The following is a 24,512-nucleotide window of genomic DNA, read 5'->3' on the forward strand; positions in this document are numbered from 1 at the left end:
GTCCTGCCATGCGCTGGGCCTCCTGGCTGGTCGCCGTTCCCGCCTCGTCACCGGTCTTCGATTCTGTGCCCCCTCCCGTGGCGACGCCCGTCGGGGGGCCCGCCGGGGGCCGCCGGGGGGCCGCCGGGGTGAAGGGAGCGAGCCGCCATCAGGCCGGTGCCCGGTCGAGTCCCCGCCCCGGGTCGGGCCCCTCACCGGGGGCGACGCGCCCGCGTCGGTCTTCCGCCGTCCCCGCAACGGACAGCGACAGCGGGACTCCAAGGACTTTCCAGCTCGCCGGCGGCGCCTGGCAGCGACTGCTCTCGCGTTACGCCACCACCTGCGCAGCGCCGCCGTGGCCGTGCCGCACGGCCCGGGGCGGCGTAGACAGCAAGATCCGGACCACTCCCGGACCACCCCTCGTGAGAATGCCGCGCCGACTACCGTTTGGCCTGCTCAGCATGGGTGCAGTTGTGGACCACCAGCAGACGAAGAACCTCTATTGCAGCTATTCCCCGAAGGCAGTTGGGTTCTTCTAGAGCACCAAGTAGAGCTCCCGGAAGGGAAATTACACTCCTGGAGTCAGCTCAGGGGCGTCACTCGCCAACACGGAGTCATAACGCTAAGTGCGGAATGGAGCCTCTCAGTCGCGCCTCCCGGACCAGTCACGGACCAGACTCCCGCCCGGAATGAGGCTGGCGACCACCCTCTGACACGAGTGGTGGCACGACGTAGCGGGACGGCTCGGCTCTACAGCGCGCGCCGTGGGCGTGGGCACGCCTCGTGCCCCACCGCTTTCATGACATGGTCCGCATGACCATCGTGACGGCGGCCGTGCGCCTGGCCTGATACGTCAACCTGCCCCTCGGAGCAGCCGTGAGCGAGGTGGACTCTCTCACCATCTGGCTCGACAGGGATCCCGAAGACGAGGAGGACATCGAGGCCGAGCGTGACGCCGCATGACCCTGCCCGCCGAGCTCCAGGCCGGCGGCATCCAGCTCGAAATCCTCACCGGCCCGCTCACCGGGATCTACGATCCGAACGGCATGGGCGCCATGTTCTTCGCCGTGCTGGCCGTGGCCGAGCAGATCGAGCGCAACTACGTCCGGGAGAAGACCCTGGAGGGCCAGGTCGCCGCGGCCGCCAAGGGCAACCACGGCGGACGCCCCAAGGTCATCGACGACGACATGCTCACGTTCGCCGTCGCGCTGAAGGACAAGGGCGTCCCCGTCCCCGGCATTGCGAAGAAGCTCACGATCAAGGCTGGGAAGAACGCGGGCAAGTCCCCCTCGGTCGCCTCGCTGTACCGGGCACTCGCGAAAGTCGAGGAAGCCGCGGCGGACGACGGCCTGCCGCTGCGGCCGAAGCCCGTCCGCGTGCGCTATCCCGGCGACCCGCTCACCCCCGAGGAAATCGAGCTGCGCGAACGGCTCCGGTCCCAGGCCCACCCGAACGCGGAGGTCCGCAGCTAGCGGCCATGATCCGGGCATGGGGACCAACGGCCGAACCTCTGGTCCCCATGTCCGGATCCAAGGCCGGTGGCGCGTGCTAACGCGCTGTCATGATCCGAAAGACGAGTGGAAACGCTGTGGGCGATTGCACGTTGGGTGGGTGCCGTTCGGTCGGGCGCGGGTGACGCGCTGGATGCGGAGGAGGGGTCGTCGTGGCCGGTGTGGAGTTGGTCGAGGATCCCGACGGGGCCCTGGGCCATGGCTTGCCGCTTGACCGGGAAGTGCAGTTGGCGCTGGTGGCCCAGGTGCTCGCCTGGAACCCGGCGGCAGCACCGCCGGCAGACGACATCGACCTGGCCGCACTAGAGCTCACCGGTCACGCCAGAGTGATCCGTGACGAGGTGGCAGCCCAGGCCGCCGGCCTGCTGGGCGGACCCGAACTCGGGGAACTCTTGGGGTACGCCCTGGCTGAAGCGGGCCGGCGCCTGTCGGTCACATCCTCCGGCTCGGCGTCCTCGCCTACGCACAGGGCAGAGCCTGCCTCGTCGACGGCCTCCACCGATCCCTGGGCCGCCTCGAACAGCAGTCGGGGACATAGCTGTCCGCACACCCCTGACGCCGCCCCATACAGGCTCTTCGCAGCGTGACCGCGAGGCCGGCGTTCTCACCTACGCAGCAGCCAGCCATCCGTCCGGCAGAGGTGGGACGAGCTCACCGGGGTGCAGGAGCGGCTGTGCGGGCAGGTCCTCGGCATCGAGCCCGCCGACGAGGACGCCCCGCCGTCTGCCCGTTTGGGCCGCTGCCTCCCGGGCGCTCGGGGCACCCCGGAGACAGAGCGGAAAAAGGGGTGGCCGGGGTGACCTGGGCGTTGCCTGATCGTTTCTGTGGTGGTGGCCGGCGCTTCGGGTCCGGCACCGGGTCCTGGCCTTTCACGCGTGGGTGGCCGCGGTGTGAAAGGAGACTCCAGGTCCGGCTCGTGCGACACGCCCCCCGCGCTGGGGGCGCGGGGAGTTTCAAAGATGTGTGGGCTGGTTGGTTATGCCGGTTTCGCGGGCCGTGTGCCCCGGGGCACCGAGGACTCCTCGCTCAAGGAGATGACCGAGACCCTGGCATGCCGGGGGCCGGATGCCTCGGCCGAATGGGCGGAGGGGACGGCGGGGCTGGGGCACACTCGGCTGGCCGTCGTGGACCTGGCCGGCGGACGGCAGCCCATGGTCCTGGAGCGCGGTGGGCGCACGGTGCTGGTGGTGGCCTTCACTGGCGAGGTCTACAACCATGCCCGGCTGCGGTCGGAGCTGACCTCGCTCGGACACCGGTTCACGACCCGCGGCGACAGCGAGGTCGTCTTGCGCGCCGTCGAGGCCTGGGGGGAGGGGGCTGCGGCCCGGCTGGAGGGCATGTTCGCCTACGCCGCCTGGGAGCCCGGCACCAGGCGGCTGACCCTGGTACGCGACCGGTTCGGGATCAAGCCCCTGTGCTACGCCCGCATCGGCGACGCGGTGGTGTTCGGCTCCGAGCCCAAGGCCGTGCTGGCACACCCCGCGGTGACCGCGCGGCTGGACCTGGACGGGCTGCGGGAGCTGCTGTTGTCCTCCCACCCGATGATCAAAACGCCCGGGCGCACCGCTTTCGCCGGGCTGAACGAGGTCGTCCCGGGAACTGTGGTCAGTGTGACGGCCGGGGGCGTGCGAGCCCGGCGCTACTGGTCGTTGGCTCCGGCCGAGCATCGCGATGACCTTCCCGCCACGGTGGTGCGGGTGCGGCAGTTGCTGGAGGAGGCCGTCACCGGGCAGCTGGCGGCCGATGTGCCGGTGAGTGTGCTGCTGTCCGGCGGCCTGGACTCCAGCGCGATCGCCGCGCTGGCCCGCCCCGCGGCCGGGACGCTGCACACCTTGTCGGTGGACCTGGGCAATCAGGCATCCGACGGGGATGCCATGGGGCGGGACCCGGACGGTCCGTACGCCGAGTTGATGGTGGCCCACCTGGGCAGCTCGCACCGCCGGGTGCGGGTGGACGCCGAGATGCTCGCAGAGCCCGGCCGGCGCGCGCGGGTCGGCCGGCTGCGTGACGGGCTGACGCTCGGCGACTTCGACACCTCCCTGCTCCAGCTGTACGGCGCGGTGCGTGAGCACTTCGCCGTCACCCTGGCCGGGGACGGCGCCGACGAGCTCTTCGGCGGCTACCGCTGGTTCACCCCCGAAGCCGCGCAAGGAGAATCCTTTCCCTGGGACTCGGTCCTCGACCGGGCCGACCTGACCCGGCTCCTCGACCCCGAGCTCGCCAAGGCCCTCGACCTGAACGCACACCGCGCCGACCTCTACGCGGCCGCGGCCGCCGAACTCGAACACCTGCCGGGAACCACCCCGGCCGAGGCCGCGCTGCGGCTCGACAGCTACCTCAACCTGACCCGGTTCCTGCCCTGCCTCCTGGATCGAGCCGACCGCCTCAGCATGGGGGTGGGCCTGGAGGTCCGGGTGCCGTTCCTCGACCACCACCTGGTCGAGTACGTCTTCAACACCCCCTGGGAGTTGAAGACCTTCGACGGCCGGGAGAAGAGCCTGCTGCGCGCAGCCGTCGCCGACCTCCTTCCGGAGCGGGTGCTGGCCCGCCGCAAGAGTCCTTATCCCATGGTCCGCGACCCCGCGTACCGCACGGCCCTCACCCTGCAGGTCGAACGTCTGCTCGCCGAGGGCGGGCCCGCCACCGAACTGCTGGACCCTGCTGCGGTGCGCGGCCTGCTGCTGGAGTCCCGTGGGAAGGACCGTTTTCCCCGGGAGGGGCTCGAACTCGTCCTGGACCTGGACCAGTGGCTTCGCACCCACCGCCCCGCACTGCAGCTCTGACCGTCCCCAGCCGCCCCGCACAACCCCTCCCCCAGCGCCGCCACTCGACCCCACAGGACGTACCGCCATGCACCACGCCGTCATCACTTCCGCCGTCCGCACCCCCATCGGCCGCGCCCACAAGGGAGTCCTGGCCTCCGTACGCCCAGACGACTTGCTCGCCCGTACCGTCGCAGAGGCCCTCCTGCGCACCCCCGGCCTGGAGCCCGCCCACGTGGACGACCTGGTCGTCGGCTGCGCCCTGCCCGGCGGCGAACAGGGGTTCAACATCGCCCGGATCGCCGCTGTGCTGCTCGGCTGGGACCACGTGCCCGGAGTCACCGTCAATCGCTTCTGCACCTCGTCGCTGCAGGCCATCCGGATGGCCGCCCAGGCCGTGCGCTGCGGCGACGCCGACGTGGTCGTCGCGGCCGGCGTCGAATCGCAGACCCGGCTGGCCCACGGCAGCTCCGACACCTGGCCCGGCACCGAGAACCCTGCCTTCCGGATTGCCGGCCTGCGCACACTCGAGCGATCCGGTCCGGGAGCCGGTGCCTGGACCGACCCGCGCGAACAGGGCGCGGTCCCCGACCCCTACATCCCGGTCGGCCTGGCCGCCGAGAACACCGCCGACCTCTACGGCATCACCCGTACCGACATGGACGCCTACGCGGCCCGCTCACACCAGCTCACCCAGGCGGCCCTCACCGCCGGCTTCCACTTCGGGGACATCGTCCCCATCAAAGCCCCCGACGGCAGGACGGCCACGGCGGACGACTGCCCGCGCACCGGAGTCACCGAGCAGAGCCTCGCCGCCCTGCCCCCGCGCTTCCGCCCCGACGGACGCGTCACCGCGGGCAACAGCGCCCCGCTCTCCGACGGGGCCGCCGCAGTGGTCGTGATGTCCGAGGACTACGCCCGGGCCCACGGACACACCCCACTGGCCCGGATCCTGTCCACCGCCGTCTCAGCCGGCACCCCCGAAACCGAAGGCCCCGTACCCGTCGGCGCAACCCAGGACGCGTTGACCCGGGCCGGACTGTCGCTCACGGACGTGGACACTGTCGTCGGCAACGAGCCCTTCGCCGCACAGATCCTGGCCTACTGTGCCGAACTGGGCCTGGACCCCGAGCGGATGAACCCCCACGGCGGCTCCATCGCCCTCGGCGAGCCCTACGGCGCGGCCGGCGCCCGCCTGACCACCACCGCCCTCACCACCCTGCGCCACGACGACCTCACCACGGCCCTGATCAGCGTCGTCGCCGCTGGCGGCCAGGGCATGGCCATGCTCCTGGAACGCACTTCATAGCTCCGTTCGACGACGCACCGCTCACGCACTGGCGGGGCGACGACCCCTGGTTGGCTGAACGTCTTCTGGCCGCAGCCCAGTGCTGGTCCAGAACAGCAGAAGCGCCTCGTAGGGCCGTCGCCGCTGATCGGCGAAGCCCCCCCGACGGTCAGGAGGAGGCCTGGTTACTGTTCCGCTTCGCCGCCCCGCGCGCCCGGTCCTGACCGCGAAGTGGAGCAGCTACCAGGTCTTCAACACCGAACGACAAGACGACTGGATCTCGGAGAAGTGGACGAAGACGTCCTTCCCTCCGTCATCGACCGTGATGAACCCGAAGCCCTTCTCCCCGTTGAACCACTTCACAGTCCCCTGAGCCATAACAAACCCCCCGCAAAGAAGTCGCCGGGAAGATCATCCGCACCCGGCCGCAGCCCCCATCCTCCCCACCCCACCACCAGGTAAAACGATCACGCCGGTCACAGCCGCAAGTTCGTCACCACACCATCACCTTCCTTCGGCCCCGACGCTGCCGCGAGCGCGCCCGACGTCGAGCCTCGACCGGTGCTGTCGGGAGCGGTCGAGGATCCCGACATACGGATGGCCCAACTCGTCACCACCCCGCTCACCCCACGGGCCGCCGCGGCGCTGACCGAATTCGGCCGCACCTGCGAGGCGACCGCCCGTACCCTGCGCCTGAAGCCGGGCGACCTGGTCATCATCGACAACCGCGTCACCGTCCACGGCCGAACCGCCTTCCACCCCCGTTACGACGGAGCGGACCGCTGGCCGCAACGCACCTACGTCACCACCGACCTGCGCCGCTCCCGCGACCACCGCCCCCACGACGGCCACGTACTCGCCCGCTGACCAGCGTCCCGTATCGACCTCGCGGTTCCGTTAGCAGTGTTGCCGAACTTCCGCACGGCGCTCGGCCGCTACAAGGTTCTGCCCCCGGCTCTCGTGCCGGGGCAGCGGTCGCGCTGCCGGTGGTCGAGATCGCGGTCGGCCTGGCGCTACTGACGGACATCATCCGCCGCGGTCCTGTTCGGCGCCTTCGCAGGCGCGGTCGGAATCAACCTGCTGCGCGGACGCACCTTCGGCTGCGGCTGCCGCGGCGGAGACGACGACCGGCCCATCAGCTGAGGCCTCGTAGCCCGCAATACGGCCGCGACAGCGGCAGCCGTCCTCCTGGCCGTCCACAAGGACACTCGGCCCCGCCGGCCCTGCCCGTCCTCCTGATCACCTCGCGCGAATCTTGCGAACTCCTGGACGCCGGCTCAATGCCTGCCTGGCTCACCATCCAACTGGAGGAGAACGACGCCCTCAGCGACGCCCTCAGCGACGCCCTACGCGTGAACAAGACCCCACTCGCCACCGTCGTCAGTGCCGACCACCGTGTCCGCGTCACCAAAACGCCAACGACCGCGCAGCAACTCCTTGACCTCGCCACCCCTTTGCCTGCCCAAAACACCGGCAGCCTGACCACACACATCCACGCCTAGGAGGAGCTGACACGAAGGCGCAAGGCCTCGGGGTTTCCACCATCACCTCATGCCCGGCTCCATCGGCGAAGCCGCCAAGATCCTCGGCGTCGGCCCGCCGGCGCATAACCGACAACCGAAGGATTCGGTCAGATGCCGTGGGTGGCGGTGATGGCTCCGTCGGCGATGGCTGCGGTAAGCAGGGCGTGGTCCAGGGCTGTCTGGTCCGCGTAGTGAAGTGCGAAGTCGGCTATGGCTCGGTCGAAGGTGTCGGCTTTGCCGAGATACCCGGCGACGGCGATTCGGTCGCCGGAGCGTGCGTGCGCTCGGGCCAATGCTGTGCCGCACAGTTCCGCGTACTGGCGGAGCATGTCCGGCGTCATGGTCTCCACGACGGCCGACCCTTTCATGTCGCGCAGTTGCCGGACGTAGAAGTCGCGCCCCGCCGGTCCGGTCGTCGTCCAGCCGAGGAAGATGTCTCCGGCAGCCTGCAGGAGTTTCTGTCCCGCGACCACCCGCTGACCGTGATGGCCGTGACTGTCGGCAGGGAGATGATCTTCCAGCACCGAGCGTCCGGCCTCCTTTATCTGGAGGAAGAGCGGGTCCTGCTCGTCGCGGCCGGTCATCAGGACGATGAAACAGCGTGTGCCGACGCTACCCACGCCGACGGCCTTCCGTGCTGCTTCGACGAACCGGTAGCGGTCGAGCAGGAGGTGTCGTTCTTCGGGAAGTGTGCTGCGGTATTCCCTGAAGATCTCACCGACGACCTGACTCTCGGATGCGGTGAGGGGCTCGAGCAGGGGCGGGTCGTGGATGATTCGCCGGCGGCCTTCCCGGGTCTCGGTGAGCTTGGCGAGTGCCTGAAGGCTGGTACGCCGCCGGGCCCGGACCAGGCTCGTCTCGACCCTGCTTCGCAGCTTGCTCTCGCGGATCAGCGGGAGTATCTCGGCCGTGTCGAACCGCTGGTACCAGACGTCGAGTTCGCCCTGTTCGGCCAGCCTTCGCATGGACAGTCGGTATGCCTGGGTGGCGGCGAGGGCGATCCGCCACGCGTGGTCGTCGCCATGGCCGTTGTCGCGGGCGGCCACGGCCGTGCTGGCGGCGAGGCGTTTGACGTCCCATTCGAAGGGGCCTGGCAGGGTTTCGTCGAAGTCGTTGAGGTCGAACAGCAGGGCCCGCTCGGGTGAGGCGAAGAGTCCGAAGTTCAGCAGGTGGGCGTCGCCGCAGAGCTGGACGGTCAGGCCCGTGTGGGGCTGGGCCGCCAGGTCTGCTGCCATGACAGCGGCCGCGCCGCGCAGGAACGCGAACGGGGAGGTCGCCATCCGCCCGTACCGGATCGGCAGCAGCTCGACGACTCGGTCGGCAGCCTGCCGCTCCAGCACGTCGAGCGGGTCGGGCCGGTCCGCCGCCGCCGTCCACCGCCCGTGCAAGGTCCGGGTCACCTGCTCTCTGGCTGACCTGCCACGTCGGGCCCTCTCAGCTGGACTGGTCATACCCATCTCCTTGCCACCCCCACCTCCCCAGCCTGAGCGCGCCGGGGCCCCCGCGCACGTCCACCACGCTGCTGGCCGGCAGGCCGTAGCGTGCCGGCCGTGGCAGCGGCCCCATCCCCGCTGCCACGGCCGGCGCCACGGCCGGCGCCACGCCCAGGCTCCACTGTCCGTGCTCGGCTACCGCCAACCAGCTGACCCTTTCGGCGGGTCTGGGTCCGGCGGGCTCGGGCCGCTGGGAGCGTGCTGTCATGGCACCCGAGGCAGGCACACCCGCGAAGGCGGCAGGGGCGGGGGTCGTGCTGCTGACCCTCGCTGCCGGCCAGTTCTTGATGGCGCTGGACAGCTCCGTCATGAACGTCTCGATCGCGACGGTGGCCGACGACGTGGGTACGACCGTGACCGGGATCCAGGGCGCGATCACGGCATACACCCTCGTGATGGCGATGTTCATGATCCCCGGCGGCAAGGTCGGGGCGCTCATCGGCCACAAGAAGGCTTTCCTGATCGGATGCGTGATCTACGGCTGCGGCTCCCTGATCACTGCTCTGGCCCCGAACCTGCCCGTGCTCCTGCTGGGCTGGTCGTTCCTCGAGGGGATCGGAGCCGCGCTGATCCTGCCCGCGATCGTCGCGCTGGTCGCCGGGAACTTCACGGCGGAGCGCCGGCCGGGCGCGTACGGGCTGGTGGCCGCCTCCGGAGCCGTGGCGATCGCGGTCGGACCGATCATCGGGGGCATCGCCACGACATACTTCTCCTGGCGCTGGGTCTTCGCCGGTGAGGTGGCGATCGTGCTCGCCATCCTGGTGCTCGCCCGCCGCACCGCCGACGCACCGGTCGGCGAGCGCCGACGCATCGACGTGGTCGGCGCCGTGCTGTCCGCCCTCGGGCTGGGAGTCTTCGTCTACGGGGTGCTCCGCTCGAGCGAGTGGGGCTGGTTCCTGCCGAAGCCCGGTACGCCCGCCTGGCTAGGGATCTCCCTGGTCGTGTGGCTGATGCTGCTGGGCCTGTTCCTGGTGTGGCTCTTCCTGCGCTGGGAGGCCCGCCTCGTGGAGCGGCACAGGGAGCCCCTGGTGGACCCGGCCCTGCTGCGCAACCGGCAGCTCACCGGCGGCCTGACGATGTTCTTCTTCCAGTACCTCGTACAGATGGGCGTGTTCTTCGTCGTACCGCTCTACCTGTCCGTCGCGCTCGGACTGTCCGCCCTCAAGACCGGCGCACGCATCCTGCCGCTCTCGCTGACGCTGCTGGCCGCCGCCATCCTGATCCCGCGCTTCCTCCCGAACGTCTCACCGCGGCGGGTGGTGCGACTCGGCATCCTCGCGCTGCTCGCGGGCGCGTTGGCGCTGCTGGCCGCACTCGACGCGGACGCGGGCGCGGAGATCGTCACCATCCCGCTCCTCCTGATCGGGCTCGGCATGGGAGCGCTGGCCTCCCAGCTCGGGGCGGTCACCGTGTCCGCGGTCCCGGACAAGCAGAGCGCGGAGGTCGGCGGCATCCAGAACGCCGTCACGAACCTCGGCGCCTCGATCGGAACGGCGCTCGCCGGGTCGATCCTGATCGCCGCGCTGACCACCTCCTTCCTGACCAACATCGAGCAGAATCAGGCCGTCCCGGACGGGGTCAAGAGCCAGGCGACCGTCCAGCTGGAGAGCGGCGTGCCCTTCATGTCGGATGCCCAGCTCAAGTCGGCGCTCGACCAGGCGGACACGAGCCCGGACGTGGCCTCGGCCGCGATCGACGCGAATACCGCGGCGAGGCTCGACGGACTGCGCGCCGCACTCGCCGTCCTCGCCCTCACCGCGCTCCTCGCCATGTTCTTCACCCAGCGGATCCCCTCGACTCCCGCGAAGACGGCAGAACCCCACGGATGACACGTCGCACCGCGGTGGTCGCCGGTACGGCGACTGCGGTCTCCAACCGGGTCTCGCGGCGCCAGGCGGGCCGGTGGGCCGAGCAGGACGCTCAGGCCTATGAGCAGCACGTCGCCGCCGCGCCCGTCCCGCCCCCGGCTCCTACGCAGCCGCCGCCGTCCGGCGACATGAGCAGTCGGATCGCTCAGCTCAAGGAGCTCGGAGCGTTGAAGGAGCAGGGAATCCTGACCGAGGCGGAGTTCACGGAGCAGAAGAGCAGGATCCCCAACTCCTGATCTCCCGGCGCCTCTCGGGGATTCCTCCCGCCTGGTGTTCATCCCGTGAGCTGGTAAAGGCTCCTGCCGACGAGCCACAGTCCGAGGATGAGGCAGGTGACCACGATCGCCGGGTCCTTGTGACGTTCGAGCCACGCGCGCAAGTTGGTCAGGGCGAGCTGGGCCCTTTCCGGCGCGAACACCATGTACAGCTCCATGGCCAGCAGGCTCGAGGTGGCCAGGAGACAGAAGCCCAGCAGAGCCAGATAAGACGCGCTGTGTGAGAGGTTGGCCTGCACGACGGTGGCGGCTGCGGCGCCGACCATTCCCCACGGCTGCAGGAGCACGGCGAGGGCGGCCGTGGACCATCCGGTGGCGTCGACCATGCGTGAGGACAGGGACGTTCCGGAAGCCTCCCTCTGCTCCTCTACAGAGGGGCCCGGGGCCGTCAGGGTACGGCGGCGGCGTCTGCGACGCCTGTGCTCGCTGTACAGGATCAGCCCTACGCCGATGACCAGCGTGGCGAGGAGTGCGGCGATGGAGGGCGGGGAGCGGGGCGGGGGCGGTTCGCCGCCGGTCAAGAACAGGACTATCGCGATGACGGCCACCAGGCAGGCCAGCCAGGCCAGGATGAAGGCCAGCCCCTTGCTCACCCCACGGGGTGAGGAGACGACCAGCACGAAGGCCATGATCGGCAAGGGGAAGAGCGTGACCGCCAAGCCGATGAGAAGCAGGTCCAGCACCATTCAGCCACACCCCGCTCCTGTACTTCGTCCCCGTCGGCAGGATCTGCCCCGTCCGGCAGGCGGCCTCGGTGGCGCCACGCGTCCGAGTCGTCACCACCCGCGGCCTGCCGCAGGCAGCAGCAGCCTGAACCGCGCGGCCACCCAGCCCACCCCTCGGTGACGGGACACACCCGGCGCTCGCACAGCCGACTGGAGGCCCGCAGGCGGGGGCGGGCAGTCGGCCGGGGCCGCATGTGGGGGCGGGTGCTGCGGCGCGGCGCGTACTGAGCTCGTGAGATCCAGCCCGCAGGACGGCGTGTCAGCCCTGGGGCCGGGATCGGTCCGGGTGGGGGATCAGGGTGGTCTCGAAGGTGCCGTCGGCGATCTGGCGGGCCAGTTGCGCGAGCTGGTGGTGATGGGCGCGTGCGTAGGAGCGGAACGCGGCGAATGCCTCGTCGACGGTGACCTGCCAGCGTTCCGCCAGGATGCCCTTGACCTGTTCCAGCACGATGCGGCTGGTCAGGGCGTGCTGGAGTTGGGCGCGCTCGACCTCGCTGTGGGCGACGGTGCGCTGCTGCAGGATCGCGATGGTCGCCACGTCCGCCAGTGCTTGGGCGAGGGCGATGTCCTCGGCGCCGAGCGGGTCGGGGTCGGTCTGGAACAGGCCCATCACTCCGATGACCCGGCCGCGCAGCCGGAGCGGGATCGCGTTGGCGGTGACGAACCCGGTCTCCGCGGCGCGTGGGGCGAACTGCGGCCAGCCCGAGGTGATCTGGGGGTCGCCCAGGTTGATGTTGGTGCGTGGCTCGCCGCTCTTGTAGCAGTCCACGCAGGGGCCCTGGTCGTGCTGGGTGGCGAAGAGTTCCAGCAGCCGGGTGTGTTCGTCGGAGGCTGCCATGGTCTGCAGGACCTCGTGCTGGTCGGCCAGCATGATGCCGACGGCAGCCACGTCCAGCAGTTCCATGCAGCGCACGGAGAGCTGCTGGAGGAAGTCGATGAGGTCGAAGTCGTCGATCAGGGAGTCTGCGACTTCCACGAAGACCTCGGCCACGCGTTGTTCTCGGGTCACGGTGATCAGTCCTTGTCTACGGCGGTCGGGGGCGTGCCGTTGCCAGTGCCGTCGTGGTCCAGGCGAAGCCGCCGATCCACCACGTCCTTGGAGATGTCGGTGATGGAGCGTCCACTGCTGTAAGCGTGCGCGCGCAGTCGTAGGAGAGCTTGAGGCAGGGACATGGCGAGTTGGACGCTGAGCATGCCGGTGGCCTGGTGGACCACCGCGTGCTGCAAGGCGTGCGGAGAGTCCACCGGCGCGGGGGTGCCCGGCGATGGTTCGCCGCTGCCCAGGCAGCGGGCGGTCAGCGCGGCGGCCAGCGTCAGCGCGTCGTCGGTCTGCTGGCTGGTCAGTGGACCCGACGTTCGGCGCACCGCTGTCAGGACGCCGACGCGGATCGCGCCGATGCCCATCGGGAAGCAGAACACCGCGCGGGCGTCCAGGTCGGGGGCCTCCATGGACAGTGCCGGCCAGCGGGCGTGCCGTACCCGGGCGAGGTCGGGTACCCACACCATCGCGCCGGTACGTACCGCCTCTGGTCCCGGTCCCTCGCCGAGGGTCAGCTGCAGGTCCTCGAAGCGGCGCGTGGTGGGGTCCGAGCACCACATGAGCTCGGTCAGGCCGGCTGTGGTGACCAGGGAGACCGCGAGACCGTCCACGCCCAGGGCCTGGGCACCGGCCAGGGTGGCGTCGTCGACTCCCTCGGACCGGTCGTCGAGTTGCAGCGTGCGCAGGACCGAGGCCATGCGGTCACTGATCATCTGCCATCACCACTCAACCCGCGACAGAGCCGGGCGGGCCCGCTGTGGCCGGTCCTGGTCATGAGGCCAGCAGCCTGGGGTACACCACAGCCGGGACCCATGCGCCGACTTCGGGCGCGCGGGGTGGCCGGTGGAGGAGGAAGCCGGTGCCGGTCAGTGCCAGGAGCCGGATCAGCATCGGGCGCGGGTGATGCAGGCACAGCGACCCTTCGGCCGTAGCGGTGCACGCGGCGACGGCCAGGAAGGCGTTGAGGCCGCTGACATCGCAGAAAGCAAGCGCGCTCACGTCGATGTCGATGGTCCGTACCCCCTCGCGCAGGCAGTCATCGACCATCGCCCGCAGCGGGCCCGCGGTATCCAGATCAAGCTCACCCGCAAGGGTGATCGTCGTTCCATTGCCTCGGTCGTGCCGGTGGAGGTTCAAGCTCTGCAGAACAGGCATAGCGCCTCGGTTCTTGGGACCACATGGTGCGGCGCCGGGCGGGCCGGTCTTCTCGGCCCCGTCTTACGCGTTTCTCCTGTGGTCGGATGCCCGGACAGGTCAGGCGAGCGATCGGCTTGGCGACCTGGACTCCAGGACCACCAAATCGACACGTTTCGCCTCAAAAGGACAGCGCCTGAGGTGAACCGGGGAGACCCTCTGTACCCCGCAGGCACCTGCACGACAAGCGCGCTATCCACGTCAGGGACCGGGACGTCCATCGCAGCATAGCCTTTGCTCCTGCCCCGGGATATCCCGCCCAGTCACGAGGCGGCGTCCGCCTCTCGGGCCGAGGTCGTGCATGCCCTTGTCGCCAGCGCCCTTGATCTGCTCCTCCCCTCGGGCGCCCCTGCTCTTGGAGGGGTTGCCGTGGGGATTGCCCGCTTCTTCCTTGGAGACCGTCCTGCCGGGGCCCTTGGCCGAGGCGTACTTTTCCGGATGGAAGGAGCGGTGGGCACTCGGGTTCTCCTGCCGAGTGGTCTCGTCCACATCCGGGGACCAACTGCGCCGCTTGGTTCCCTTGTTCCGGCTGATGCCCTCACCATCGCGGGGCTGGGACGGCTTCGGTTGCTTGGTCATGACCTGACCTGCTGTCCTGTATCGGGATGCACGCACACATGCGGGCGCTCCAATCGGGCCGCACACCGCCGTGCGCCGCTCAAGCACTGCCGGTCCGACGCCGATGTGCGGGGTAGTAGCCCGCTGGACCGAACGGATCACGAGGAGCCGCCGTGACGAGGTTGGACCCCTTCACCGATGTGCTCGACGGCCCCATGTACGTGGTCACGGCCGCGGCCGGGGGCGTGCGTGCGGGCTGCCTGGTGGGGTTCGCCTCGCAGTGCTCGATCCACCCGCCGCGGTTCGTCGTCTGGCTGTCCACCGCCAACCACACCTACCGGGTCGCCTGCGAGGCCTCGTACCTGACCGTGCACGCACTGCTCCGTGAGCAGCGGGCGCTCGCGGAGCTCTTCGGCGGCGAGACGGGCGACCGGGTGGACAAGTTCGCGCGGGCCGCCTGGCGACAGGGAGAGGCCGGAAGTCCAGTCCTGACGGAGGTCCGCACCTGGTTCACGGGCCGCGTCGAGGGGCGGATCGAGGGTGGCGACCACGTGGGCTTCCTGCTGGCCCCGGCCGGCCAGTGCCGGCCCACCCGGGGCACCCCGCCCGCGCTGCTCCGCTACAGCGATGTCCGGGACCTGGAGCCCGGGCATCCGGCTTGACGCTCGGACGCGCAGCGCGAGTCCGCGGGGGACGACGGCCCGGGGGGGCACACGGCAGGAAACCTGACCCTACGAAGAGGACAGACACCATGACGCGCAGTCGCGCCGATGCCCGGACCAGACATCCCCGGCACGAGAGGCGTGGGGAGGCCCGGCTGCCTGCCGTGATCGCGACCGTCGTGGCAATCGGGCTCTACCAGGTCCTGCCGCAGCAGCTTCTGCTCGGACCCCGTTATGTGCTGCTCGCCCTGGAACTGCTGCTCCTTGTGCCATTGATCGCGATCAATCCCAGACGGCTCACGCGCCAGACCAGGCTCTCCCGTGTCCTGTCCCTCACACTCGTCCTGGTCATCGCGGCAAGCAACCTGGTCTCCCTGGGGATCCTGATCCATGCCCTGGTCTCGACCGGGGTGAAGGAAGGCGGCTCCCTGCTGACGGCCGCGTTCCAGGTGTGGCTGACCAACATCATCGTCTTCGGCCTGGCCTACTGGGAACTGGACCGGGGCGGCCCCGTCAGCCGAACCCAAAGCCCCCGCGCCGATTTGCCGTTGGCGGACTTCCGCTTCTCCCAGGACGAGAACGACGACGCCGTCCAGGAGGTCGCGGACGGCTCCAGCGTCAAATCCGACTGGGTGCCCACCTTGATGGACTACCTGTACCTCTCCGTCACCAATTCGACCGCCTTCAGCCCGACCGACACCATGCCACTGTCCACCCGAGCCAAGCTCATGATGAGCGTGCAGAGCGTCGCCGCCCTGATGACCTCACTCCTCGTCATCGCCCGCGCGGTGAGCATCCTGCACTAGGCATGCCCCGAGTTCTGCGGGGCCGTAGCGGGCCGGGCACGTCACCGCGGCGGCAAGGGGGTGCGCAGTGTGGTGCGCCCCTGGTCCCAGGCGTCGCGGATGTGGGCGGCCAGGCGGTATTCCAGCAGGACGGTCGCCGCGCAGCCGAAGGCGATGTCCGCTTCCAGGGCGGGTTCGCCGGCGAGGAGGCCGCCAATGACCTCATGGCGTACGACCTGTTCGTGGACGGCGTCGGCCTCGACGTGTTCGGTGTAGAAGTGTTCGGCGGCCGGTCCCACATCGCAGCGTCGCAGTGCCTTGGCGAGGCGGCGGGAGCCGGGTGAGGAAGTGACCTCCACGCAGGCGAAGTGCCCGACGAGGGCGCCGCGCAGGGCCCGGTGCAAGCCGAAGAGGGACATCAGAATGACAGTCGCGAGAAGTGGGGCGGGGGCCTGGTCGAGGTAGCGGCCGTACGTGGGGTCGAGGCCGAGGTCGGTCATGAGGTCGGCGAAGAGCCGGGCGTGGATGCGGTCGGGGTGGCCGGCGCCGAACTCGTCGTACTCGATGGCCACCATCGCGGCCTTGGCCCGGCCGGTCAGCCGCGGGATGACCCAGACGTGCGGGTCGGCCTCCTTGAGGTGATAGAGGGAGCGCAGCGCCGCGTACTCGCGCAACTGCCAGAGCTCGCCTTCGGTTTCGAGGTGATGGCTGACGCTTCCGCTCAGGTCCACGGGTTCGACGAGGAGGGGGCGAAGGCCTCCTCGACGGAGCGGGGCGCGTCCTGGAGTTCGGTGCGCAGTGCGTGGAGGAAGCGGGTTTCCAGGGCTTGGCGCAGGCGCAGGAGGTCCGGGTCCCCTTCGCGGTCGTCTTTGACACCTTCGAAGCCGCGGTAGTACAGCTCGTAGAGAAGGCAGAGGGCGAGCTGGAGGTCTTCGCCCCAGGGATCGGCCTTCAGGACCGACCCGGTCGCGTACTCCGGTGGCAGGCCGGTGCGCAGGGCGTCCCTGACGGCGTCCGACAGTTCGCCCCGCCCCTGGACGAGGGCGGGGCCGACGGTGGCTGTGCTGCTGCCGGCAGGGGTCATGGGGCGTTCCCGTCCTCGGGGGGTGCGTCGGTTCGCTCGCGGGGGCGGTGGCTGGTGTCGCACCAGGGATACGTGCGGCTGCGCAGGCAGGTGCACAGCGCGACCATGAACCGGTCGGACCGGGCGACTGTCCCGTCGTCGAGGACGATCTCCACCGGGCCTTCGACCAGGACGGGGCCGTGCGGATCCATGGCTACGCGGCGGGCCGGGCCGCAGCGAGCGCGGGCGCCGCTTTCAGAGGTTCTGGGCACGAATGATCACCAGCTCTTCCCATTCCTCGCCGTCGTCAGCCAGTCCTTGGTCCTCCAGCCAGGCCCGCCTGGAGCGCAGGACCGGCCCCCACGGGCGAACAGGTGCTCGATCTCCGTCCTGGCGGCGGTCGATACGCCGAGCCCGTCCCCGAGCCACTGCGCGAACCCCGACCGCCCGCCGTATCGGCCGCGGACACGACGATCAGCAGCGGCACCAGGGGCAGGAATCCGAGCGCCTCGAATCCCAACGAAAGCTGCCACAGGTCGATTTCACTGATGCGCCCCCACCGGCGCCCGGCCCGGGTGCGGCGGATCATGCTGCGCAAGCGCCCGAACGGGGACGGGCGACGTGGGGCGCCGGAGGAGATCCCGTTGTCAGGGCACACTTTTACGGGTCCCCGATCCACGATCCCCGGCCGCCCTCGGCGGCTCTGTTGGAATTCCGTGCTCGGGAGCTTTGCGCCAGCGGGCTTCGCAGAACGAGTAGAGGCCGAACACTACGAGGCCCACCGCGGCTGCGATCAGCAGCACCGGTCCGGCAGGTGTCGCGGCGAACGAACGCAGCGTCTCGTCCAGGCCCTTGGCCCGGCCGGCGTCGAACTGCACTGCGGCCAGCAGGACGAACAATCCGGCCACAGCCGCGAGCACACCGCAGGCCACACCGCCGACAATGCCCAGCCCTGCGACAACCCGCCGCGTCGGCGGACTCATCTCGCCCGTCCGGAGATTCTCCTCGAATTTCCGCATCAGGCTGCGCACCACGATCACCACGCCCACGATGACCAGGACTGCTCCGAACACGCCGACGAGCACCCGCCCGTGGGGCCAGTTCAGCACCCTCGCGGTGTACTCCTTCGACGTCTCGTTGCCGCCGCGGCTCCCGGGAGACCCGCCGACCAGCGCGGTCTGGACCACGCCAATACTGATCACGGTGTAGAAGACCGCCAACCCCAGAGACCCCAGGCGGCGCGTCCACTTATCGCCGCCTTCCCCTGCCGGTCCGAAGGCGGCTTCGGACAGCCGCCACAGCGCCATCGCCGCAAGCCCCACCACCAGCGCCCACAGCAGCACCCGGCCGAACGGCTGCTCGCCGATGGTCCTGACCGCGCCCGACCGGTCGGCCTCCTTGCCGCCGCTGTCGCCGCCGAAACCCATCTGCACGGCCAGGAGCCCGACCAGCACATAGATCACGCCCCTGGCGGAGAGCCCGACCCTGGACATGACCTCCATGGCGCGGCTGTCGGCCACGCGCTGACCTTGGGCTTTGGCCTGGGCGGCGCCCTTCTTGATGGCCATACCTGGCACCTCCGTGTGCCCTGCGGAGACGTCGACAGGGCGGGCGCAGTGGTCAGTGCTTGAAGGCGTCCTTGATCTTCGCCCCGGCCTGCTTGGTGTTGCCCTTGACCTGGTCGCCGCGGCCTTCGGCTTGCAGGTGCCAGTTCCCGGTGATGCGGCCGACGGTCTTCTTGGCCCCGCCCTTGACCGCTTCGGCCTTGTGCGCGATCTTCTTGCCGATGCTCATGGCTCGCCGCCCTTCGTAAGTCGTGCGCCGCCCGACGGCGATGCCATCGAGGAACGGCGTGCCGGTGGAGCCGGTGATCTCGTAGCCGAACACGGAGAATCCGCCGGTCAGCCCATGGGCGCCGCCGCCGCTGGTAACGACGCCGGCCACACCGACGACCAGCGCGGCGATCAGGAGGATGAATCCGAGGATGACGAGCATGGCGCGCTCCGGAGGTCTGCCCGCTGTCTCTCCACGGTAGGACTGTCCTGCCCGGGAAGCCACAGTCAGAGGGCGGATCTACCCTGGTAGCAGGGGGCTTGCATCACCCCGTGAGATCGGCGGACATCATGATCGTCCTCGGCATCATCCTGCTGGTCATCGGCTACCTGACTACTGGTAGCCGCCCCTGACCCCGCACAGGACACAGCCCGTCCCGCACGGCCCGGCGCCGAGGACGCGTAATGACGGCCCTCACGTACGTACCGCGCCTCGGGCACGCGCACCCGCGAACCTGCGAACCGAGGCGTTCACGCCATGACCCTCTTCTCCCTCCTGCTGACCGCCGCGATCGTGCTGATCATCATCGGCGCGACCACCGAAGGCATGCTGTACCTGGTCTCCGCCGGCGTACTGCTGCTCATCGCCGACGTGCTCTACCTCGCCGTGAGATCGGTACTCCACCGCCGTCGTCCAGCCCACTGACCCGCCCGCCGGTACCCGACCGGTGCCCGAAGCGACGGACCGGCCACCACTTACTCAACAGCACGTTTTGGGTGATACGTGAAATTCTGGAATGTGGTACACCCAGGGACGGCACCCGCGCCGGCGACGCTCGTACGCCCCATTTCCGGCTGACTGTGTGAGCGGTCAGAGAGTGGAGGATGCGATGTGGACCATCGTCATCATCGTGGCCGCCGTGGTCGTCCTGGCCGTCGTCGCACTGACCGTGCGGACCATGGCCCGGCGCCGGCACCTGCGGGAGCAGTTCGGGCCCGAATACGAGCGCACGGTCGAGGCGGGGCAGAGCCGTGGAGCGGCCGAGCGCGACCTCAAGGAGAGGGAGGAACGGCACGAGGCGATGGAGATCCGGCCGCTGCCCTCCACGGTCCGCGACCGGTACGCCCGCGACTGGGCCGGCGTGCAAGAGCACTTCGTCGACAGCCCCGACCAAGCCGTAGGTGAGGCCGACCGGCTCGTGACCACGCTCATGAGCGAGCGCGGCTACCCGACCGAGAGCTACGAGCAGCAGAAACGGGACCTCTCGGTCGAACACTCCCGGACACTGGACCACTACCGCATCGCCCACGAGATCAACGGGCGCGCCGGCAGCAGGGACACCACGACGGAAGAACTGCGGAGCGCGATGGTCCATTACCGCGCGCTCTTCGAGGAACTGCTGCACGACGACACCGCTTCACCGGGTGAGGAAACCCGCTGAGTGCCGAGCATCCGAGCGCGGCTGTTCACCACCCCTGGAGGCGAAGGACATGCAGAGAGAAGGACCGTACGGGAGCGACGAGTACGCCGAGCCCGCCGGAGAGACCCTGTCCACCGAGGACATCGCCCGGCCCCAGACAGAAGCATCGCGACAGCCCGCCGACGGTGAAGTGCAGGCAGTCCCCGACACCGAGGAGGCAGAACCCAGGACCAGAATCACGGACGAGGCCGGAGACGAGCCGGACACCGTGCCCGGCGAACGGGACGAATCGAAGTCGACCCAGGAGCCCGATTCTGCGCCGCTCCTCGGGGCCCGGGAGGCAGAGGGCCTCCGTACCCGGTGGCAGGAGATCCAACAGGGGTTCGTCGATGACCCGAAGCAGTCGGTGCTTGCTGCAGACGGGCTCGTTGCCGAGGTGATGCAACTGCTCGCCACCACCTTCGCCGACCACAAGCAGGGACTCGAAGGCCAATGGCACCGCGGCGAGGAGGTCGCCACCGAAGACCTGCGCCTGGCCCTGCGCCAGTACCGGTCCTTCTTCGACCGCCTGCTCAGTACCTGACCGACCGAGGACGGGCAGCCGCCACAAAGGGACTCCGATGAAATCGAGGAGGCCGTCATGGACGAGCAAGGCGGCGCCGGAGGCGTACCTCCGCACGACGGGCACGGCTCACGAAGGACCAGTCCGCCCACCGAGCGCAGCGGCGACGAGCGTACGGCTGCGGCCGACACGGACGAGGCAAGCCGCCTCGACCGGCCCGGACCTGTACCGAACCCCGTGACGGGGCATCGGCGCTGGGTGGGCCCGAAGAGTCACGAGGGTGAGGAGAAGCGGGGCGAGAGCGATGAGTGAGGCAGGGATCTGGGGCTACGGACAGGACGTCGGACACCAGCCGGGGATCGACCTGATCGGGTACAAGGTCGAGGCGACGGACGGCCAGATCGGAAAGATCGACAAGCATTCCGAGGACGTGGCAGCTTCCTACCTTGTCGTGGACACCGGGGCCTGGATCTTCGGCAAGCACGTACTGCTCCCCGCGGGCACCATCCGCCGGATCGACCCCGCCGAAGAGAAGGTGTACGTCGACCGGACCAAGGAGCAGATCAAGGACGCGCCCGAGTTCGACGAGGCCAAACACTCGGGCGAGCCCAGCTATCTGGAACAGTTCGCCCGCTACTACGGCCAACCCCACATGTAGTCCACGACCCACCCGCGGTGCCGCGAAGGCGGCGGGGTCCTGGGTGACAGGCCATGGTTGGTCCTTGGTCCCGCGCCTCACTGCGGAAGGCGCTTGCGCCGTGATCGTCACCGGACATGGCAAGGCCCGGCCGGGGTGACTGTGGACCGGCCGGGCCCTGCTGCGTGGGAGCGCGGTGTCAGATCTCGTCGGGCATGCGGTCCCGGTCCGGCACGATGTCGTCAGCAGGCTGGCGATTGGACTTCTGCCCCTTGGACTCGGACTCCTTGCCCTTGCGCTCGGACTCCTTGCCCTTGCGTTCCGGGGAAGGCTTTCCGGGCTGTCGATGCTGCGGATCCTGGCCGCTGCGCTCGCGTTCCTGCTCCTCGCGGCCCTTGCCCGGCTGCTGCTGCTTGTCCTGCATACCGCCCATGACGGTGACTCCCTTGAAGGTCGATCGGGGGATTCCCACGACCACGCTGGCACGAAAAGTCACCAGCCGCAGCATTTGGGTCACCGTGCGTGATGAGTGGGTCGCGGCCCCAGCCCGTCGCGTCGGCAGGCGGACGACGAGAGCACCCGACACGGCCAACCCGTGCATCGGCCAAGACCAAGATCCGGACCATTCCCGGACCAGCGCACTGCCTACCTGTACGTGGCACCATCATTTTGCAGGTCAGCACGGGCGTGACCGCTGTACCACCAGCAGACGAAGAATCTTCTGGTGTCGTACTCCCCGAAGAAGCTCGGCTTCTTCTAAAGGCACGAAGAAGGGCGCCTGACCTGGTGTTTTATCCAGGTCAGGCGCCTTCAGCAGTTCACCAGGCCCGGCCCTGCGTGCGCACTCCGCTGGGTCCACGCCGGAGTGGAGCCAGAACGAGATCCCGGCATGCCTGAGGTCGTAGGGCCGACCGCCATGAACCACCGTGCGCAGGCCCCGCCGGAGGGTGCCGGACTGGCCTCGGTGGCCGACGGGCCCGGCCAGGGTTTCGGCAACCCAAACGCAACGGACTGGTGTCGGCGGGGGCCATCAGGGCGGCGTCAGCCGAATCGCGGAGGAGGGGCCGGCACCGGCGTGCGGTTTTCGTCCGTGGCGTCGGGTGCGTCGCCCTTACCTTCGACGATCTTCCACGCCTGCTTGAACACCGCGCCTGCGAGCATTCCGCTCGCAGCTCCCAGGGCCAACCCGACGGGCTTGTAGGCGAGCTCGGACGCCGTCACCGACGGCGAGCGCGGCTACGGCGCACCAGTACGAGGGCGATGATCACAGCGCCGCCGATCAGGAGCGGAGTGCGGTTCCCCCGTGCAGCCGTCGCGGCCTGGCCGGCCTTCTCCAACAGCGGTTCGGGGGTCTTGTCCGCCGCGTACCGTCCGGCGCGGCTTGCGCTGTCCCACACCTGGCCGGCGGCCTGGGCGGTCTTGTCGAGGACGGGGGCGGGGGTGTTGTCCCTCACCATCTGGGCGGCCTGACCCGCCTTCTCGCGGATCTGGTCGGCGATCAGGGAGGCCTGCTCGGCGGTCTGGTGCTTCATGGCGTGGTCTTCTCCTTGGTTCGGGCCTTGATGTCGGCCTTGGCGGCCAGAGCCTCGACGGTCTGTCCGAGTTCGTCGCGAGTGGTCGTTCGTCGGTGTGCCGGCGAAGCTCCCCGGGACGCCCGCCGCGTTGAGATGTGCATGCCGTGGTCGAGGCGCGCTTACCCCGCCATCGCCGCAACACCCACCCCATGAGCAGGAGCTCTGTGGACGTCGGCACGGCGGCGAGTAGACGTCGGCCGGCTCAGGCCGGCGCCCTGGTCGGCAGTTCTCCCCCATTGGGGGGCCTCGTTCGTGTGCAGGCGGGACCGGCGCGGGATCGTGGCGTGGCAGCGGGTAGGCGTCGTGTATGAACTCACACACGCTCGGCACCTCGCCCACAGCTGGGCAGACCCCGGCCCTCGACGCCGCCTCGGCATGCTGGCTGAAGACCCTGGACCGGCTGGAGCGGGCAACCGTGGCCGATCCGGCCATCAGGGTGCTGCAGCGGGGCATCCGTTCGCTCCCCCTGGGCGGCATGCGCGATCTGTTGCGCGGCAGGCCGCTGGGCCACCCCGTGCACCCCGTGCTCGTGCAGGTGCCCATCGGCTGCTGGCTGTCGGCTTCCGTACTGGACTTCGTGCCCGGGGCGCAGCGTGCGACGACCACCCTGACCGCCGTCGGCCTGGCCGGCGTCGCCCCGGCAGCGGTCGCCGGCTGGGCTGACTGGGCGGACCTGCCGCCGGAACAGGCGCGGGTCGGCCTGGCCCACGCGGTCTCCAACGTGGCTGCGGTGGCCTGCTACACCGCATCCCTGACGGCGCGGCTCCGCGGCCGCTCGGCGAAGGGCCGGCTGTGGGCTCTGGGTGGGATGGCTGCCGTGGCCGTCAGCGGTGCGCTGGGCGGGCACGTGGCCTACCGACAGGCCGTCGGAGCGCACGCCGCGACGTGACCGAGTGCAGCCTGCACGTCCACGCGCGCCGTCGCCGAGCCGGGGCTCCTCTCAGGAGGTGGGCGTCGCCGTGTGGTCAGGATGACGGGGGGTACGGCGAACCCTTTTGAGGCGGGCCTCCAGAAGGTGGTCGCGCCCGCCGGCCAGCTCGTCGACGATGTCGCGTTCCACCGCGGCGAAGGGTTGGTAGTAGGTCTCGTTGTAGGCCTCGATGATCTGGAACGTCCAGTGGCCCGGAATGACGTTGCGACCCACGATCTCGCGCTCGACCCGTGCGGCCTGCTCCTCGTGGCCCGCATCGCGCAGGAGCCGGACCGCGTCGCCGAGCTCGAAGTCCGCGGTCCCGGTCAGCTGGTGGAACCCGTAGAGGTGACCGCGGGCCCGCTCCGTGGTCTCCAGCGCCTTCGAAAGCGCGCCCAGAGCGCGCACCGTCTCCTCATCGACGCCTTCCGGAACCTCGTGTCCCGGATCCATCTCGTGATTGGTGTCCATGGAGGAAGTTCTGCCCCGAGAACGCTTCACCGAGTGGCTGAGTGAGCCAAGTGGCGCAAGAGGGTCTCCCCGGGCGGGGCCCCGACAAGGTTCCGTCGATGCGCCTCCGCGGAATACGGGCAGGATCTCCTGCCCGGCCACCAGGACGGGAAGCATCTGGGAATCGAATGCATGTCCTGGGTGCGGTCGGGCACAAGATCCTTCGGAGGTTGATAAACATGGTTCCCCTGCTTCTCGTTCTTCTGCTGGTCCTGATCCTCTTCGGCGCGGGTTTCGCGGTGAAGATTCTCTGGTGGGTGGCGATCGCGGTCCTGATCCTGTGGCTGATCGGTTTCGTGGCCCGCCCCAAGACCGGTAGTGGCCGCTGGTATCGCTGGTAGCCGTAGGAAAAAGCGCAGTTCCGACACTGCATGGCGGTGGCCGGGCCCCCCATGCCGGGG

General features: G+C 69.6%; 28 protein-coding genes and 3 pseudogenes. 16 read left to right on the top strand and 15 right to left on the bottom strand.

Features of this window, described 5'->3' with window-relative positions; all coding sequences use genetic code 11:
• Nucleotides 1–938: 938 nt before the first annotated feature.
• The 4 genes from ACFWNV_RS31370 (at nt 939) to ACFWNV_RS31385 (ending at nt 5,561) form a co-directional block, all read left to right on the top strand.
• Entirely contained in the window at nt 939–1,451 is a 513-nt protein-coding gene (locus ACFWNV_RS31370; protein ID WP_383953590.1) for a recombinase family protein, read from the top strand.
• A gap of 191 nt (nt 1,452–1,642) precedes the next feature.
• Nucleotides 1,643–2,077 carry a restriction endonuclease gene (locus tag ACFWNV_RS31375; RefSeq protein WP_383953592.1) on the top strand — a complete coding sequence of 145 codons (435 nt, stop codon included), beginning with the start codon at nt 1,643–1,645 and terminating at the stop codon, nt 2,075–2,077.
• Nucleotides 2,078–2,449: 372 nt separating this feature from the next.
• Complete coding sequence (gene asnB / locus ACFWNV_RS31380) at nt 2,450–4,273, top strand: asparagine synthase (glutamine-hydrolyzing) (protein WP_383953594.1); 1,824 nt, start codon at nt 2,450–2,452, stop codon at nt 4,271–4,273.
• Between the two features lie 67 nt (nt 4,274–4,340).
• Complete coding sequence (locus ACFWNV_RS31385; protein WP_383953596.1) at nt 4,341–5,561, top strand: acetyl-CoA C-acyltransferase; 1,221 nt, start codon at nt 4,341–4,343, stop codon at nt 5,559–5,561.
• Nucleotides 5,562–5,810: 249 nt separating this feature from the next.
• Here ACFWNV_RS31385 and ACFWNV_RS31390 read toward each other — a convergent pair.
• A pseudogene (locus ACFWNV_RS31390) lies at nt 5,811–5,918 on the bottom strand (cold-shock protein); the annotation flags it as partial.
• A gap of 183 nt (nt 5,919–6,101) precedes the next feature.
• Here ACFWNV_RS31390 and ACFWNV_RS31395 point away from each other — a divergent pair.
• Both ACFWNV_RS31395 and ACFWNV_RS31400 read left to right on the top strand, forming a co-directional pair.
• On the top strand, nt 6,102–6,407 hold the full coding sequence (locus ACFWNV_RS31395; RefSeq protein WP_383953598.1) for a TauD/TfdA family dioxygenase: 306 nt from the start codon (nt 6,102–6,104) through the stop codon (nt 6,405–6,407).
• Between the two features lie 413 nt (nt 6,408–6,820).
• Nucleotides 6,821–7,042, top strand: coding sequence for a hypothetical protein (locus tag ACFWNV_RS31400; protein WP_383953600.1), 222 nt, complete (start codon nt 6,821–6,823; stop codon nt 7,040–7,042).
• Between the two features lie 128 nt (nt 7,043–7,170).
• Here the strand turns inward: ACFWNV_RS31400 and ACFWNV_RS31405 are convergent, their stop codons facing one another.
• On the bottom strand, nt 7,171–8,514 hold the full coding sequence (locus ACFWNV_RS31405; RefSeq protein WP_383953602.1) for a DUF2252 domain-containing protein: 1,344 nt from the start codon (nt 8,512–8,514) through the stop codon (nt 7,171–7,173).
• 248 nt (nt 8,515–8,762) lie between these two features.
• Here ACFWNV_RS31405 and ACFWNV_RS31410 point away from each other — a divergent pair, with 248 nt between their 5' ends.
• Nucleotides 8,763–10,385: an MFS transporter gene (locus ACFWNV_RS31410; RefSeq protein WP_383953604.1), complete on the top strand. Its 1,623-nt coding sequence runs from the start codon at nt 8,763–8,765 to the stop codon at nt 10,383–10,385.
• Nucleotides 10,382–10,660, top strand: coding sequence for an SHOCT domain-containing protein (locus ACFWNV_RS31415; RefSeq protein WP_383953606.1), 279 nt, complete (start codon nt 10,382–10,384; stop codon nt 10,658–10,660). Before ACFWNV_RS31410 ends, ACFWNV_RS31415 begins: the two co-directional genes overlap by 4 nt.
• A gap of 38 nt (nt 10,661–10,698) precedes the next feature.
• Here ACFWNV_RS31415 and ACFWNV_RS31420 read toward each other — a convergent pair whose 3' ends face one another.
• The 4 genes from ACFWNV_RS31420 to ACFWNV_RS31435 all read right to left on the bottom strand — a co-directional run bounded on the left by ACFWNV_RS31420 (nt 10,699) and on the right by ACFWNV_RS31435 (nt 13,618).
• Complete coding sequence (locus ACFWNV_RS31420) at nt 10,699–11,385, bottom strand: GAP family protein (protein WP_383953609.1); 687 nt, start codon at nt 11,383–11,385, stop codon at nt 10,699–10,701.
• Between the two features lie 298 nt (nt 11,386–11,683).
• The gene (locus ACFWNV_RS31425) at nt 11,684–12,433 is read right to left on the bottom strand and encodes a GAF domain-containing protein (protein ID WP_383953611.1); all 750 of its coding nucleotides are present in this window, start codon (nt 12,431–12,433) and stop codon (nt 11,684–11,686) included.
• Between the two features lie 5 nt (nt 12,434–12,438).
• Complete coding sequence (locus tag ACFWNV_RS31430; protein ID WP_383953613.1) at nt 12,439–13,176, bottom strand: ANTAR domain-containing protein; 738 nt, start codon at nt 13,174–13,176, stop codon at nt 12,439–12,441.
• Nucleotides 13,177–13,234: 58 nt separating this feature from the next.
• A complete protein-coding gene (locus ACFWNV_RS31435) occupies nt 13,235–13,618 on the bottom strand; it encodes an STAS domain-containing protein (RefSeq protein WP_383953615.1) in 384 nt (127 codons plus the stop codon).
• A 770-nt stretch (nt 13,619–14,388) separates the two neighbouring features.
• Between ACFWNV_RS31435 and ACFWNV_RS31440 the strand changes: the two genes are divergently transcribed.
• Both ACFWNV_RS31440 and ACFWNV_RS31445 read left to right on the top strand, forming a co-directional pair.
• Nucleotides 14,389–14,877: a flavin reductase family protein gene (locus tag ACFWNV_RS31440; RefSeq protein ID WP_383953617.1), complete on the top strand. Its 489-nt coding sequence runs from the start codon at nt 14,389–14,391 to the stop codon at nt 14,875–14,877.
• An 89-nt stretch (nt 14,878–14,966) separates the two neighbouring features.
• Nucleotides 14,967–15,683, top strand: a complete 717-nt coding sequence (locus tag ACFWNV_RS31445; protein WP_383953619.1) for a hypothetical protein — start codon at nt 14,967–14,969, stop codon at nt 15,681–15,683.
• Nucleotides 15,684–15,724: 41 nt separating this feature from the next.
• Here ACFWNV_RS31445 and ACFWNV_RS31450 read toward each other — a convergent pair.
• The 4 genes and pseudogenes from ACFWNV_RS31450 to ACFWNV_RS31465 all read right to left on the bottom strand — a co-directional run bounded on the left by ACFWNV_RS31450 (nt 15,725) and on the right by ACFWNV_RS31465 (nt 18,720).
• A pseudogene (locus ACFWNV_RS31450) lies at nt 15,725–16,746 on the bottom strand (iron-containing redox enzyme family protein).
• Nucleotides 16,743–16,997: a CDGSH iron-sulfur domain-containing protein gene (locus ACFWNV_RS31455; RefSeq protein WP_383953621.1), complete on the bottom strand. Its 255-nt coding sequence runs from the start codon at nt 16,995–16,997 to the stop codon at nt 16,743–16,745. The pseudogene ACFWNV_RS31450 and the gene ACFWNV_RS31455 overlap by 4 nt, the downstream one beginning before the upstream one ends.
• A 375-nt stretch (nt 16,998–17,372) precedes the next feature.
• The gene (locus ACFWNV_RS31460) at nt 17,373–18,293 is read right to left on the bottom strand and encodes a DUF1206 domain-containing protein (protein ID WP_383953623.1); all 921 of its coding nucleotides are present in this window, start codon (nt 18,291–18,293) and stop codon (nt 17,373–17,375) included.
• A 52-nt stretch (nt 18,294–18,345) separates the two neighbouring features.
• Nucleotides 18,346–18,720, bottom strand: coding sequence for a CsbD family protein (locus tag ACFWNV_RS31465; RefSeq protein ID WP_383953625.1), 375 nt, complete (start codon nt 18,718–18,720; stop codon nt 18,346–18,348).
• Between the two features lie 315 nt (nt 18,721–19,035).
• Between ACFWNV_RS31465 and ACFWNV_RS31470 the strand changes: the two genes are divergently transcribed.
• From ACFWNV_RS31470 to ACFWNV_RS31485, 4 genes are all read left to right on the top strand, one after another.
• Nucleotides 19,036–19,203, top strand: coding sequence for a hypothetical protein (locus ACFWNV_RS31470; protein WP_383953627.1), 168 nt, complete (start codon nt 19,036–19,038; stop codon nt 19,201–19,203).
• Between the two features lie 184 nt (nt 19,204–19,387).
• Nucleotides 19,388–19,939 carry a hypothetical protein gene (locus ACFWNV_RS31475; RefSeq protein ID WP_383953629.1) on the top strand — a complete coding sequence of 184 codons (552 nt, stop codon included), beginning with the start codon at nt 19,388–19,390 and terminating at the stop codon, nt 19,937–19,939.
• A gap of 49 nt (nt 19,940–19,988) precedes the next feature.
• The gene (locus ACFWNV_RS31480) at nt 19,989–20,501 is read left to right on the top strand and encodes a hypothetical protein (protein WP_383953631.1); all 513 of its coding nucleotides are present in this window, start codon (nt 19,989–19,991) and stop codon (nt 20,499–20,501) included.
• A 283-nt stretch (nt 20,502–20,784) separates the two neighbouring features.
• Entirely contained in the window at nt 20,785–21,138 is a 354-nt protein-coding gene (locus tag ACFWNV_RS31485; protein WP_383953633.1) for a PRC-barrel domain-containing protein, read from the top strand.
• A 178-nt stretch (nt 21,139–21,316) separates the two neighbouring features.
• Here the strand turns inward: ACFWNV_RS31485 and ACFWNV_RS31490 are convergent, their stop codons facing one another.
• The 4 genes and pseudogenes from ACFWNV_RS31490 to ACFWNV_RS31505 form a co-directional block, all read right to left on the bottom strand.
• The gene (locus ACFWNV_RS31490) at nt 21,317–21,625 is read right to left on the bottom strand and encodes a hypothetical protein (protein ID WP_383953635.1); all 309 of its coding nucleotides are present in this window, start codon (nt 21,623–21,625) and stop codon (nt 21,317–21,319) included.
• Nucleotides 21,626–22,194: 569 nt separating this feature from the next.
• Nucleotides 22,195–22,338 (bottom strand): annotated as a pseudogene (locus ACFWNV_RS31495) (DUF4235 domain-containing protein); the annotation flags it as partial.
• A complete protein-coding gene (locus ACFWNV_RS31500; protein ID WP_383953637.1) occupies nt 22,335–22,649 on the bottom strand; it encodes a hypothetical protein in 315 nt (104 codons plus the stop codon). The pseudogene ACFWNV_RS31495 and the gene ACFWNV_RS31500, both read right to left, overlap by 4 nt.
• Nucleotides 22,646–22,792 (bottom strand): DUF3618 domain-containing protein, encoded by a 147-nt coding sequence (locus ACFWNV_RS31505; RefSeq protein WP_383953639.1) that lies wholly within the window; start codon nt 22,790–22,792, stop codon nt 22,646–22,648. Before ACFWNV_RS31505 ends, ACFWNV_RS31500 begins: the two co-directional genes overlap by 4 nt.
• A gap of 206 nt (nt 22,793–22,998) precedes the next feature.
• Here ACFWNV_RS31505 and ACFWNV_RS31510 point away from each other — a divergent pair, with 206 nt between their 5' ends.
• The gene (locus ACFWNV_RS31510) at nt 22,999–23,580 is read left to right on the top strand and encodes a DUF2231 domain-containing protein (RefSeq protein ID WP_383953641.1); all 582 of its coding nucleotides are present in this window, start codon (nt 22,999–23,001) and stop codon (nt 23,578–23,580) included.
• A gap of 51 nt (nt 23,581–23,631) precedes the next feature.
• On the opposite strand, the gene ACFWNV_RS31515 is transcribed toward ACFWNV_RS31510, so the two are convergent.
• A complete protein-coding gene (locus tag ACFWNV_RS31515) occupies nt 23,632–24,072 on the bottom strand; it encodes a hypothetical protein (RefSeq protein ID WP_383953643.1) in 441 nt (146 codons plus the stop codon).
• A 218-nt stretch (nt 24,073–24,290) separates the two neighbouring features.
• Between ACFWNV_RS31515 and ACFWNV_RS31520 the strand changes: the two genes are divergently transcribed.
• On the top strand, nt 24,291–24,452 hold the full coding sequence (locus ACFWNV_RS31520) for a hydrophobic protein (protein WP_383953645.1): 162 nt from the start codon (nt 24,291–24,293) through the stop codon (nt 24,450–24,452).
• The last annotated feature ends 60 nt before the right edge of the window (nt 24,453–24,512 follow it).

It is taken from the genome of Streptomyces sp. NPDC058401 (genome assembly GCF_042722885.1).
In the GTDB taxonomy this organism is placed as follows: Bacteria; Actinomycetota; Actinomycetes; order Streptomycetales; family Streptomycetaceae; genus Streptomyces.